At 58.9% G+C, this 12,574-nt stretch carries 14 protein-coding genes; all 14 read right to left on the bottom strand.

Going from position 1 to position 12,574, the window contains the following annotated elements:
- Window positions 1–23: 23 nt before the first annotated feature.
- The 14 genes from VN622_17455 to VN622_17390 all read right to left on the bottom strand — a co-directional run bounded on the left by VN622_17455 (window position 24) and on the right by VN622_17390 (window position 12,449).
- Window positions 24–512, bottom strand: a complete 489-nt coding sequence (locus VN622_17455) for a thioesterase family protein (protein ID HWR37652.1) — start codon at window positions 510–512, stop codon at window positions 24–26.
- Window positions 509–1,291 carry an enoyl-CoA hydratase-related protein gene (locus tag VN622_17450; protein HWR37651.1) on the bottom strand — a complete coding sequence of 261 codons (783 nt, stop codon included), beginning with the start codon at window positions 1,289–1,291 and terminating at the stop codon, window positions 509–511. The genes VN622_17455 and VN622_17450 overlap by 4 nt, the downstream gene beginning before the upstream one ends.
- Before the next feature lie 66 nt (window positions 1,292–1,357).
- Complete coding sequence (locus VN622_17445) at window positions 1,358–2,221, bottom strand: hydroxymethylglutaryl-CoA lyase (GenBank protein ID HWR37650.1); 864 nt, start codon at window positions 2,219–2,221, stop codon at window positions 1,358–1,360.
- A 24-nt stretch (window positions 2,222–2,245) separates the two neighbouring features.
- On the bottom strand, window positions 2,246–3,871 hold the full coding sequence (locus VN622_17440; GenBank protein ID HWR37649.1) for an acyl-CoA carboxylase subunit beta: 1,626 nt from the start codon (window positions 3,869–3,871) through the stop codon (window positions 2,246–2,248).
- A 259-nt stretch (window positions 3,872–4,130) separates the two neighbouring features.
- The gene (locus tag VN622_17435; protein HWR37648.1) at window positions 4,131–4,340 is read right to left on the bottom strand and encodes a hypothetical protein; all 210 of its coding nucleotides are present in this window, start codon (window positions 4,338–4,340) and stop codon (window positions 4,131–4,133) included.
- Between the two features lie 31 nt (window positions 4,341–4,371).
- Window positions 4,372–5,334, bottom strand: coding sequence for a MoxR family ATPase (locus VN622_17430; protein ID HWR37647.1), 963 nt, complete (start codon window positions 5,332–5,334; stop codon window positions 4,372–4,374).
- A gap of 166 nt (window positions 5,335–5,500) precedes the next feature.
- Window positions 5,501–6,367, bottom strand: a complete 867-nt coding sequence (locus VN622_17425) for a zinc metalloprotease HtpX (protein HWR37646.1) — start codon at window positions 6,365–6,367, stop codon at window positions 5,501–5,503.
- Window positions 6,368–6,422: 55 nt separating this feature from the next.
- Window positions 6,423–6,851 (bottom strand): hypothetical protein, encoded by a 429-nt coding sequence (locus VN622_17420; GenBank protein ID HWR37645.1) that lies wholly within the window; start codon window positions 6,849–6,851, stop codon window positions 6,423–6,425.
- Between the two features lie 163 nt (window positions 6,852–7,014).
- Window positions 7,015–8,280 (bottom strand): carboxypeptidase regulatory-like domain-containing protein, encoded by a 1,266-nt coding sequence (locus VN622_17415; GenBank protein ID HWR37644.1) that lies wholly within the window; start codon window positions 8,278–8,280, stop codon window positions 7,015–7,017.
- Entirely contained in the window at window positions 8,277–8,648 is a 372-nt protein-coding gene (locus VN622_17410; GenBank protein ID HWR37643.1) for a hypothetical protein, read from the bottom strand. Before VN622_17410 ends, VN622_17415 begins: the two co-directional genes overlap by 4 nt.
- A complete protein-coding gene (locus VN622_17405; GenBank protein ID HWR37642.1) occupies window positions 8,645–9,139 on the bottom strand; it encodes a cytochrome c-type biogenesis protein CcmH in 495 nt (164 codons plus the stop codon). Before VN622_17405 ends, VN622_17410 begins: the two co-directional genes overlap by 4 nt.
- Before the next feature lie 262 nt (window positions 9,140–9,401).
- Window positions 9,402–11,444: a heme lyase CcmF/NrfE family subunit gene (locus VN622_17400; GenBank protein ID HWR37641.1), complete on the bottom strand. Its 2,043-nt coding sequence runs from the start codon at window positions 11,442–11,444 to the stop codon at window positions 9,402–9,404.
- 295 nt (window positions 11,445–11,739) lie between these two features.
- Window positions 11,740–12,129 carry a response regulator gene (locus VN622_17395; protein ID HWR37640.1) on the bottom strand — a complete coding sequence of 130 codons (390 nt, stop codon included), beginning with the start codon at window positions 12,127–12,129 and terminating at the stop codon, window positions 11,740–11,742.
- Between the two features lie 68 nt (window positions 12,130–12,197).
- Window positions 12,198–12,449 (bottom strand): DUF2934 domain-containing protein, encoded by a 252-nt coding sequence (locus VN622_17390; GenBank protein HWR37639.1) that lies wholly within the window; start codon window positions 12,447–12,449, stop codon window positions 12,198–12,200.
- Window positions 12,450–12,574 lie beyond the last annotated feature (125 nt).

Genomic DNA, 12,574 nt, shown 5'->3' with positions numbered 1-12,574 from the left:
ATGACTCTCCGCGAAGGCGCTTGTTAGCGGCCCATAGCGCCGGTGAAGGGGGTCATGTATTTTTCTGGCAGAGTAATTCGCTGCATATCGCCGCCAACGACAAGATGAGTTGTTGTGCCCTCTGCTAGCAACGTGTTGTCGGTCTGGCGCAGCACTTCATAACCGAACTGTATGAGCGCTCCACGCACGTTCTGTATGGACGTACGGATCAGGATCTGGTCGTCATATCGTGCTGGAGACTTGTAGCGGCAACGTACTTCGGCAACCGGCAACTGGACGCCATCGGCTTCCATCTCCCGGTACGTGTACCCGATCTGGCGCAGCAGTTCCACCCGTCCAACCTCGAACCAGACGATGTAATTCGAGTGATAGACCACACCCATCTGGTCGGTCTCGGCATAGCGAACGCGCAGGCGCGCTTCGCCGACGGTTGCGGCAGGACCACGATGAGCGGTCAACATTCCTCCCTTTTGTCCGTTCTTGCGCGCAACCGGTGCGGCAGCAGAACTCATTTACCGCTCCAGTTAGGCTTGCGCTTCTCAAGAAACGAGGTTACGCCTTCGCGGAAGTCGTCGGTCGCGCGTATGCGCGCGTTCGAATCTACGGCGGCCTTGATATGTTCGTTCAGCAATTCGAATGAGTAGCCGGTCAGCAATTGCTTGGTTGCAAGCAGCGAGGCGGGAGCGTTTTCCATCAACTGCGACGCCAGTTCCCGGGCGCGCGGCACAAGTTTCTCCGGCAAAACCACTTCGGTTGCCAAGCCCATCCGGAACGCTTCCTCCGCGCCGATGATGCGGCCGGTCAGCAGCAGATCGCGCGCATGCTTTTCGCCAACCTGGCGGATCAGGAAAGTCGAGACGATCGCCGGCAGGAACCCGATACGCACTTCCGTGTAGCCAAATTTCGCTTCCGTCGAGGCCAGCGTGAAATCGCAGAGCGTCGCGATGCCGCACCCGCCTGCAATGGCAGGTCCGTTGACGACCGCAATCGTCGGCCTTGGGAATTCGTAGATCGACCGGAAAAGCAGGCCCATCCTCTGAGAATCCTTCAGATTCTCAGACGAAGATCGGGCCGTGATCTCCCGCAGGTTGTCCAGGTCCATGCCGGAACAGAAGGCTTTGCCAGCCCCGGTGAGCATCAGTACCTGTGCAGAAGACTGCTCCACGTCCGCGAGCGCGAGCAGCAGTTCGTCGATCAGTTCATAACTGATCGCGTTGCGCTTGTCAGGTCGATTAAAAGTGATGGTAGCGACGGCGCCATCATGCGCGAGCGTGAGTGTGTTGTAGGCCATACGTTAAGCCTATTCAGTGTAAAACACGCGGCAGGGAATAGTCAGCCCGGAGGTCGTAGGTGAGTTTCACGAAGCGTGGTTTGCCGCAATCTCCGCATTCATCGCCAGCACCGCATCCAGCGATTTTCGGATCGGAAGTTTAATTCCGCGCGCGGCCAGTGTTTCCAGCACGATCTCCGTAGGGATATTCCCGATCAGCGAATCCTGCGCGAAGGGACATCCGCCCAATCCGCCTATGGCCGAGTCGAAGCGCCGTGCGCCGGCGTCATACGCGGCCAGCACTTTCGCCGCTGCGTCGTCGCGACGCGAATGCATGTGTACGCCGATCTTCAGCCACTCGAATTGCGAGACTACGGAACTCACAAGTCCAGCGATTTGCTCAGGCTTCGACATGCCAACCGTGTCCGCCAGCGACACCGTGTCGATCCCCATGTCCGCGAGATTCTCTACGGCGGCGAGCACTTCTTCGACGCTCCAGGAATCGCCATACGGATTGCCGAACGCCATCGATATGTAAACAACCATGTCGAGCCCGGCTTCGTCGGCCTTCTTCTTGATCGCCTCCAGCACGTCGAAGTTCTCCTCCGGAGACTGGTTCTGGTTTTTGCGGAGAAACGTTTCGGAGATCGAGTAAGGGTAGCCGAGCGTGCGCACCGCGTCGGTGGCGATGGCGCGCTCCGCTCCCTTTTCGTTTACCACGATCCCGATGATCTCAACGTCATCCGGCGGGTCGAGCTGCTTCAGCACCCCTTCGCTGTCGGCCATCTGCGGCACGGCCTTCGGCGATACGAAGCTCGCGGCGTCCAGGTGCTTAAAGCCCGCTGTAATCAGCGCCCGCAGATACTCCACCTTCGAGCTCGTAGGAATCTGCACCTGAAGGCCCTGCCACGCGTCGCGCGGACACTCGATGATCTTCACGGAATCAGGCATAGAGCAATTCAGCAGTGCGGCTAGTTATGTCTGCAATATCCCAACATTAAACGTCGCGACATCCGGATTATGCCGAGCCGATCTCAGCGCCCACGTGATTGCTTCACGCGTCTCGATCGGGTCAATGATGCGGTCTACCCACAGGCGTGCCGCACCGTAGCGCGGATCCGTTTGCTGGTCATAGGTCGCCTTTACGGACTCGAATAGCTCCTTACGGTCGGCGTCGGTAATCTTCTTGCCCTGGCGTTCGAGTTGCTTGACCTTGATTTCGACCAGCGTTGAGGCCGCCGAATCGCCGCTCATTACGGCATAGCGCGCGCTCGGCCATGCGAATACGAACCGCGGATCGTAGGCTTTGCCGCACATCGCATAGTGACCCGCGCCGAACGACCCGCCAACGATGACCGTGATCTTCGGCACGACGGAGTTCGAAACCGCGCTGACCATCTTTGCGCCTGCTCGAATGATGCCGCTCCACTCAGCATCGCGTCCCACCATGAAGCCGTTCACGTCGTGGATGAAGACCAGCGGCACCAGGTTCTGGTTGCAGTCCATAATGAAGCGCGCTGCCTTCTCGGCGGAATCCGTATAGATCACGCCGCCGAACTCTATGCGCTTGTTACCCTGGTGATCCACCTGCTGCGCGTGCATCTTCTGGTTTGCCACGATGCCGACGGCGTAGCCGTTGATGCGCGCATATCCGCAGATAAGCGTCTCGCCGTAATCGGGCTTGTACTCGTCAAAGCGGCTGCCATCGACGATGCGCGCGATTACTTCCTTCATGTCGTACGGTTTCGATGCATCGGCTTCCACGATTCCGTAGAGGTCTTCCGCCGAATACAGCGGCGCTTCCACGGTTTCCGAGCGGTGGAAGGGTGCCGGTTGGCGATAGCCCATCTTGTCCACCAGCGAGCGGATGCGTGCAATGCAAGCCTCGTCGTTCGGTTCCTTGAAGTCCACCGTGCCGCTGATCTCGGCGTGCATGGTCGCGCCGCCCAGTTCCTCTGCCGAAACCTTTTGTCCAATCGCCGCCTGTACCAGCGCGGGGCCTGCCAGGAAAAGGCCGCTGCCTTCGGTCATCAGCACGTGGTCGCACATGACGGGCAGATAAGCACCGCCGGCAACGCACATGCCCATGATGGCCGTGATCTGCGGGATGCCCTTGGCGGACATGACGGCGTTGTTGCGGAACACGCGGCCAAAGTCATCCGTGTCGGGGAAGACGTCTTCCTGCAAAGGAAGGAAAACTCCGGCGGAATCGACGAGATAGATCGTCGGCAGGTGGTTATCGATGGCTATGTTCTGCGCGCGAATGACTTTTTTCGCCGTCATCGGGAAGAAGGCACCGGCCTTCACCGTCGCATCGTTGGCGATGACCATGAAGAGCCGGTCACAAACGCGTCCCAGGCCGGTGATCACGCCCGCTGCCGGCGCACCGCCCCATTCCTCATACATTCCATAAGCCGCATAGGCGCCGATCTCAAAGAACTCAACGTCGGGATCGAGCAGTAAGTGCAGGCGCTCGCGTGCCGTCAGCCGGTTTTTCTTGTGCTGTGCGGCAATCGCCTTTTCGCCGCCGCCTTCACGGATCGCCTCTTCTTCGTTGCGGACCTCGGCCACTTTGTGCGCCAGATCACGCGTGTTTGTCATGAAGCGCGCGTTCTTGCTGTCAATCTTGGAGGCCAGTACATTGGCGGGAAGTTCCGATATCGTATTGCTCTTGCGGTCGGCCATAAACCCTCACACCCCGGCGAAATCGTAGCCGGGCGTAACCGGATCACGAATGAATGAAAACCCCCTAAGCGTAAATGAGCGGTACGGGATACGCAATGGAGACTGGTCACAGGCTTAGGGTTGACCCTAAGCACAGCAATGTGCGCGCGAGCGGCGAAGCGCCTCCTTCAGCGGGTCAGGCGCGACCGCGTTCACCAGGCGCCTTCATCAGTCGCTGTCCCATGGCCGCGAACTCGTGAGCCGAAGGCCCAATGAGCGTGGCAATTTCCGCCAGGTCGGCTCCCAGGGAGAAGAAGCGCTCGTTGCCAATGATGACCAGCGGCTGCGCGTGGACCGCGAGCCTGAGCACCGCAGCCGTAAGGGCCAGCACACGAGCACGAGTCATCGTTATTGTCCCACGTCTCAGGGTAAGTGCGTTAGACCGGAACCGGGACGCTCTCGACGATCTCGCGCAGAATCTCTTCGGCCTGCTCGGATTTCTTTCGCAGGGACGAGTAACGCGCGTTGACCACTACGCGATGTGCGAAGGTGTGTACAGCGAGATTCTTGAAGTCTTCCGGCGTGCAGAAGTCTCGGCCTTCGAGGAAGGCCATACCCTGGGCAGCTCGATAGAGCATAAGGGAGCCGCGAGGCGAGACTCCGAGAGAAAGTTGATCCGACTCGCGCGTCTTGTTAACAATCTGCAACGCGTAATCCACCAGGGCTTCATCCACGCGAACCTGGCTCACGAACTTCTGGAGTTCGGTAATCTCGTCGGCGCTGAGAACGGGACGGACATCGTCGAGACGCGCCGCTCCGGCCTCGCCGCGCAGGATCTCGCGCTCGCTGCCGGCCTCGGGGTATCCCATTTGTACCCGTAAAAGGAAGCGATCCATCTGCGATTCCGGCAGGGGATAGGTGCCGTGGTGCTCGATGGGGTTCTGCGTGGCAATGACGATGAACGGCTGTGGCAGGGGATGCGAGTAGGAATCCACCGTGACCTGCTGCTCGTTCATGGCTTCGAGCAGGGCGGACTGCGTCTTGGGCGTGGTGCGATTGATCTCGTCGGCGAGCAGCACGTTCGTGAAAACCGGGCCGCGCTTGAATTCAAACTGCTGCTCGGTGGCCGAGTAGATGGAAATGCCGAGCACGTCGCTGGGAAGCATGTCGCTGGTGAACTGAACGCGCTGGAACTGGCAATCAATGGCGCGAGCGAGGACCTGCCCGAGCGTAGTCTTGCCAACGCCGGGAACGCCTTCAATGAGCAGATGACCGCGCGCGAAGACCGCAACCAGGGCAAGGCGGACGACTTCGTTTTTACCGCGAATAACGGAGCGTAGCGCAGACTCGAGGCGAGCAGCGCGATCTAGCAGGGCGGCAGGCGCAGATTGCGGTTGCATCTGGCAGCGATTGTACTAGAGAGCACGCGGAAGTTGTTGCTCCAGGGTTTCAGCGAGCATAGGGATCCTTCGACTCCGCGACTACGTCGCTGCGCTCAGGAAGACAACATTGGTTGCGCTGCTCAGGAGGAGGAACTAGGCCGCCAGCGCGCGCCTGTGTCTTTCTTTACACGCTCTCCGGTGACATTCCGGTGAGTCGCGCAATGCGCTCCGGAATCGGAGGATGCGTAGAGAACAAGTTTCCGAAGTTGACACCGAGCATCGGTTTCACGATAAACATATGCGCCGTTGAGGGCGAGGCCTGCATAGGCACGCGCTTGGAATACGAATCTAGCTTGCGGAGAGCGTTGGCCAGCGCATAAGGATTCCCGGTGAACTTCGCGGCGGTGGCGTCTGCCGCATACTCGCGGGAACGAGAGACTGCCATCTGAATGAGCATCGCCGCGATTGGGGCGAGGATCATCATGAAGAGCGCGCCGAGGGCTCCGCCTCCGTTGCCGCGATCGCGATCATCGCGACCACCCATGCCGCCAAACAACGCGGCGTAGTATCCCATGCGCGCCATCATCGTGATGGCACCGGCGAGGGTGGCGGCAATGGAACTGATAAGAATGTCGCGGTTGCGAACGTGGCCGAGTTCGTGAGCGAGCACGCCTTCGAGTTCATCGTCCGTGAGCAGGGTCAGGATGCCTTCCGTTACAGCAACGGATGCATGCTGCGGGTTGCGTCCGGTGGCGAACGCGTTGGGCGAGTCCTGCGGGATGACGAATAACTTCGGCATCGGCAGCCCAACCTTCTGGGTCAGGCGTTCCACGACGTCATACACGCGCGGCAGTTGATCGCGTGTGATGGGCTTCGCGCGATACATCGCGAGAGCAATCTTGTCCGAGAAGAAGTACGAAACGAAATTCATGACCGCCGCCAGCACGAATGCGAGCACCATTCCGCGCTGGCCGCCGAAGGCCTGACCCATTAATACCAGGAACAAAGTAAGGCCCGTTAGCAGGGCCGCTGTCTTAAACGTGTTTCCCATGTTATGTAGATGCTACAGGATGTCGTCCGGTCGCGCCAACGCGGAACGCCGGAGATTAAGCCGCTTCCCTATAACGATAGGACTCAGTGCGCTCCAGTGCATTGAAATCCGTCATGGCAGTGATGGCGGTTTCGCCGATTGCCTGCATTTGGAAGAAGCGGGATTCAGCTTCGTCGCCGAAGCCCATGACTTGCGGCATGGTGGCGGTGAGGCCGGCAAGTCCCATGTCGATACGTCCATGCGTGTGATAGCTGATTGCCTTGACGATTCCGCCGGGGTAGTCGGTAAAAATGCTGTTGGTGACGGTGGCTACTCCGCAGATGATGGAACTGATAGCAGCTCGTTTGTCCCGATTCCAGAACAGCGCGCCCACGGTGAAAAAAGTGGCGGCGACAGCGTAGTCAATGACGGCGTGAGCCCTGGGCCCTACGACTTTGGGCATTTGGTTGGCGAACATCGACATGCTCTTCTGAACAAGTGGCATCTCTGGTTTCCTCTGATTGAAAGATGCGCAGGGCGGGGGACTGGTTGGGGGGGAGGGTGCGCGCGGCCGGGGCGACCTTCAGGTGCTGCTCGCCGGAATCGAAGTGGCCACTCGAGTGAGTGGCCTCTTCGATTCCTTTCTTCACATCGCCGAACTGCCGAACTCAGACGCGAGTGGCACGGGATAGAGCACGCTGCAAGGTTTGGTCGAGCGCAGCCTTGTGCTTCTCGTACTCCTCTTGCGTGATGGCGCCCTGCTGGCGCTCGATCTCCAATTGGAAGAGTTCTTCTTTCATGGCTTCAAGCAGCGCGTTCCCGGAGCTTATCGCGACAGGGGCACTGGCCGAGGCTGCGGGAGCGGCGGCGGAAGTCTGAGATGCACCTGTTGTGGCCAGAGCGGCGGGGCGGCGAGTCAGCATGTACGCGCCACCGGTGAGTGCGATTCCGAGCCCGCCGAGAACCCACCACTTGTATTTTGCGAGCGGGTCGGGAGCGTCAATAGGCGGGCCTAATCCGCCGCCGGGTCGGCTGTCATTCTGCGTGCCACCCGTCGCGCCGCCAGATTGGGATTGTGCGGCCTCAGTCTGATCTTCAGGAATCGCACCTTGGCCAGAGACACGGAACGAGAGATCCTGACCGGGCCTGGCGTTCGTTACAACCTGAACGTTGGTACCCTGCTGATCTGGCATAGGGCGGAACTGCGCAGCATTCTTCGCCTCAAAGCCCATTGTCGCCGGCAGGACAACAACAAAGTGGTCGAAGGCGTGCGCGAGGCGCGGCGTAATCACTGCATTGCCCGAATAGTGGAGATGGTAGGCGAGCTGAAATCTGGTTTCACCGGGGCGCAATGGGAAAGAGAATCCGTAATGGTTCTTCTCCTTAAGCGGCGTCGGAACGTTGGAGACCGGCTGCCCGTTGGGTCCCTGGGCATCGGCGGTGTCGATCTGCGCGCCTTCCGGTAGGACAACCTCGAAGGTGCTGTCTCCGACGACAGTGCGTGGTGGCCGGGAGTCGTTGCGCACGGCGTAGAGTTCGATCACCTGCATGGTGTTGCCGTCGGCCTGCACGCGGATGACGTTGACGTTTCCAGCGAGCGCGTCGATCTTCTTAGCGGCTTCGTAGATCTGAATTTCGGCCGTGCTGGTTCCGGGGGGAACCATCTTAAAATAGCTTGCGTTCTGGTAGCTGACGCGCACGAGGTGCGGCACCTGTCCGCCCTCCATTGGCATGGAGAAGCGGCCTTCGGCATCGGTCTTTGTTTTGGCAGCTTCGTTCATGCCTTGCGAAAGATCGAGCAGCACGACCTCCACGCCTGCGGCGGGTTTTCCGGTCGTACCGTTTCTGACCGTTCCGGTAACGTTCTGTGCCGCTGCCATTGCGGTCAGCAGTAGCACGGCACAGCAGACTTTCATCATCGTGTTTGTTCTCACGCGCGTGCTCCTTTGTCCGCGTTGCGTTTTGGGAGCAGCGAGCGGCGCGCCTTCTCCAGTTGTTCAATCTCAGCGAGCACGCCGGTAGCTTCTTCTTCCATCGAAGCACGCATGGTCTGGAAATCGGCATCGCTAAGTTTGCCCGCCTTGTATTCGAAGTTGAGGTCGCGGAGGTTTTCGTAAACCACGTCCTTGCGTTCGTAGAGATAGGCGAGGCGCGTCTTCTCTTCGCCACTCTCAACCTGTACGGGCATGAAGATGTAGATCAGCAGGCAAGCCGCAAAAAGGATGCACCCGAACAGGATGAACGTGGAATCAGTCGCATCCGGCAGTGGGGCGACTTGCATTTGCAGCAGGGCAAGAATCACAGTTCGGTCTCCTTGCGCGCGCGCTCGCGGAGTTCGTCGAGTTGCTCCGGAGGCAATCCAGCAGCGGCGTTCGCGGCGCGGTACGCGGGACGCAATTTCCATGTGCGGATGACAACAATGACAGCGCCCATCGAGGCGAGGAAAATCGCAAAAGGCATAATCCACGCCACCCGGTTGAATCCCGTGGTAGTGGGTGCGGAAAGCACGGTGTTGCCGTATTTCTGCACGAAGCTCTGGAGGATCAGCGAATCGCTGTCGCCACGCTGCATGCCGGCGGCGAGTTCCTCGCGCATACGGTCGCTGAACGAGCAACCGACATGATTGCATTCCAGCAGCACCTGGTTGCAACCGCACATGCACATCAGGTTGTGTCCGAGTTTGTTGAAGCGCGCGTCGGTGCTTCCGTCTCCTGCGCCCAGCAATGTGATCGCGCATAGCGCGATAGCCATCAGCAACAACGTGCGGCGAATCGTTTGTCGAAGTCTGTTCATCGGACCTCAGGGGCTATAACCCCGGAATTCGTTACCGCGGAAAAAGTCTTTTCTTGAAGACATCGACCTCAGCGGCTAAAGCCGCCGTTCATCCGTTACGACTTACGGCACGCCTGAAGGCGTGCCCCTTCAAGGAATCGAGTTTTTCAGCGCCTGTAAAGCGTATTCAGCGCCTGTAAAGCGGCCTTTTGCCACTTACAACGCGCACGATGACGTGCCCTGAGTTCTTCAGCAGCCTGTTTAGCCACCGCCATAACGAAACTTAATCGTCCCCGCCGGCCGTCGTTGTGCTGCTGGCAACAGCGTCAGCCGGAACGGCGGCCCGCTCACGCGCCGGTGATGCCACGCTGGAAGCCGCCATGTTCGGGAACAGCGCGATTATTGTGCCAATCAGCAGGATATGGGCTCCCATCCATATCCACAGCACGAGCGGGTTCAAGTGCGCCTTGATGATGGGCCGTCCGGTGTCCTGGTTGATTCCGGTGTAAACGAGATAGAGGTCTTCGCGAAGCGTGGAGCGGTTCGCCACGATGGTCGCCGTCTGCTCGCTTGCCTTGTAAAAGCGGCGTTCGGGGAACATGGTGTCGACCTGCTTGCCGCCCTTGAAGACATCCAGGATGGCCCATTCGCTGCGGTAGTTCGGTTTGTCGTCCTGCGTGTAGGAGCGGCAAACGAGCGTGTAAGAACCAATCTGCATCTTGTCGCCGAAGCCGAGTTCCTGTTCGCGGTCCGAATTGAATGCCGATCCGGCGAAGCCGATGATGACGAGGACCACGCCGAGGTGAACGATGTATCCGCCGTAGCGGCGCGTGTTGCGGCGCGTCAGCTGGATCATGCCGGCGAAGACGTTGGAGTTATTGTGACGGGCGATAACGCGTCCGCCGCGCCAGAACTCAGAGAAGATCGTGGCAGCGACAAGCACAGAAAGCGTGATACCCATCAATGAAAAGAAAACCGAGCTGTCCTGCCAGGGCTTCATGCCGCCGATGATGAGCGCCACGGCGGTAAGCGCGGCAACAATGGTCGGGATCAGGAAATTGCGGCGCAGACTTTCCATGGACGTCTTGCGCCACGCAAGCAATGGCCCGATGCCGGTGAGAAGCAGCAGAAACATCGCAATCGGAATGTTGACGCGATTGAAGAACGGCGGGCCGACGGTGACTTTCGTCCCCTGCACCCATTCCGACAGGACGGGGAAGAGCGTGCCCCAAAGAACGGCGAAGCAACTCACGAGCAGCAGAACGTTATTGAACAGGAAACTGGATTCGCGCGAAACCAGCGACTCCAGCTTGTGCTCGCTCTTGAGGTGTGAGCGGTTCTTCACGAAGAAGAAGACGCACGTCGCGAATGTCAGAGCCAGGAATACGACGAACCAGGGGCCAATCCCCGATTGTGCGAAGGCGTGTACGGAACTGACGACGCCGGAGCGCGTCAGGAAGGTGCCGAAGATGGAAAGCAGGAACGTGGAGAAGATTAGCCACATGTTCCAGACCTTCATCATGCCGCGCTTCTCCTGCATCATCACCGAGTGCAGGAAAGCCGTGCCGGTAAGCCACGGCAGCAGCGAAGCATTCTCAACCGGGTCCCAGCCCCAATATCCGCCCCAGCCCAGCACGGCATAAGCCCAGTGTGCGCCGAGGAAGATTCCGCAGGTAAGGAAAGCCCAACCCACCATGGTCCAACGCCGCGTGATGTGAATCCACTTCTCGCCGGGATACTTCATGATGAGGGCAGCGAGGGCGAAGGCGAACGGCACGGTCATCCCTACATAGCCGAGGTAGAGCATCGGCGGATGGATGACCATCTCCGGATATTGCAGGAGAGGATTGAGGCCGTTGCCATCCGGCGGAATGGTTCCGCTGACGGTGGCAAACGGATGCGCCGCAAAATTCACCAGCAGCAGGAAGAAGATCTGCACGGCGGCAATGATGACGGACGCGTACGCCACCAGGCGCGTGTCCACCTTGTGCCGCAGCCGCAGCACCAGGCCGTAGGCGGCAAGCAGCCAGCACCAGAAAAGCAACGAACCTTCCTGGCCAGACCACAATGCCGCAAACTTGTACTGGATGGGCAGGTCGCGATTGCTGTGGTGAAGAATGTACGCGACCGAGAAGTCATTCCGGAACGCCGCCAACACAAGCGCCAGTGACGCAGCCGTGACGGCGACGAAGATGGCGATACCGGCGCGTCGCGCAGTTTCGCCAAGGATTTCGTTGCGCCGCATCAGCGCGATCGTTCCCGCACCAAACGCGTAAACGCTCAATGCAAGTGCCAGCAACAGTGAGAAACTTCCGATTTGAGGCATGGTGAGTGTTTGCCAGTATTCTTCCAGAAAGCCGCTGCTCCTACAACTTGCGAACAGCGGCGCTGGGCCGATCTGCGCGCAAGTAACGAAGGAGGATCAGCGGGAACGAGGCGAGCCCACATCGCCCTTTACATCGTCGTCGTCCTTCTACATCGTTCCGCTACATACCTGATGAGAACGCGGCACGAAAGTTGCAGTAAGTTCGCATCGCGAAACTCAGCAAAGCAAAAAGCCGCGCCCCCGGGGAAGCACAGCCGTGATCTTTGTATGTTGACGCTGTTTGTTTACGTCATGTTTACGTCAACGAACTCTCACCCGGTTGGCCGTCCGCAACAGAAAGCGCCGTCTGCACGAGATCGATCAGTTCTGCGGGTGGGAGCGGTTTTTGCCGGAACTCCACGCCCAGGCCTTCATATTCGTCTTCCGCTTCAGCCATGCCGCTTACGACGATGACAGGGATTTCCGAGTTTGCTTTGCGCAGTTCTCGGACGAAGTCGGCCCCGCTGGCCTTCGGCAGGACGTGATCGGTTATTACCGCGCCGAAGAGCCGGTGTTGCGTTTTTAGCAGCGCCAAGGCGCTTTCCGCCGTGGTAGCAATGGACACTTGAAACCCCGCATCGCGCATGATCGTTTCGCGCACGCGCAATTGCAGCGGGTTGTCATCGATGATAAGAATGTGGCTCAAGGTTACGGGACTCTGATGTACTTCGATTTCACAACCGGTCATCTCTCTCCGATGCCTGCCAGTGTGGTTCAGGCAGTACGCTTCCCGCGGATCTGGATTTCAGCTTGCAACCAATCTTCCTGAGCAGTGCCGCCGTGGCCGCCGCGTTCTTTGTATATCTCGTATGCGCGGCGCCGGATCTGTTCCTCCGTGCTGATCGTGATGTCCTGGGTCTTAGGCATAGAAGTCACTGATGCTTTCGTTGCTGTGGCGGCAGTTTTGTTCTTCTTCTCGGAAGTCTTTTTTGCGGTGGGGCCGGTTGCTTTCGTGGATTTCGGCATCGAACACCAACTCCTATATGAATAAAAATTGGGCAACGGGATGGAATACTACTGGTTTTTTGTGAAGCAGGTTCTCACCCCTGAGTCCTTGAGGAGATGATAAACCTAGGGCACTGTGGATATCA

The sequence above is a fragment of the Clostridia bacterium genome, from assembly GCA_035561135.1.
GTDB lineage: Bacteria > Acidobacteriota > Terriglobia > Terriglobales > Acidobacteriaceae > DATMYA01.
This window is presented reverse-complemented; position numbering and strand designations above follow the sequence as displayed.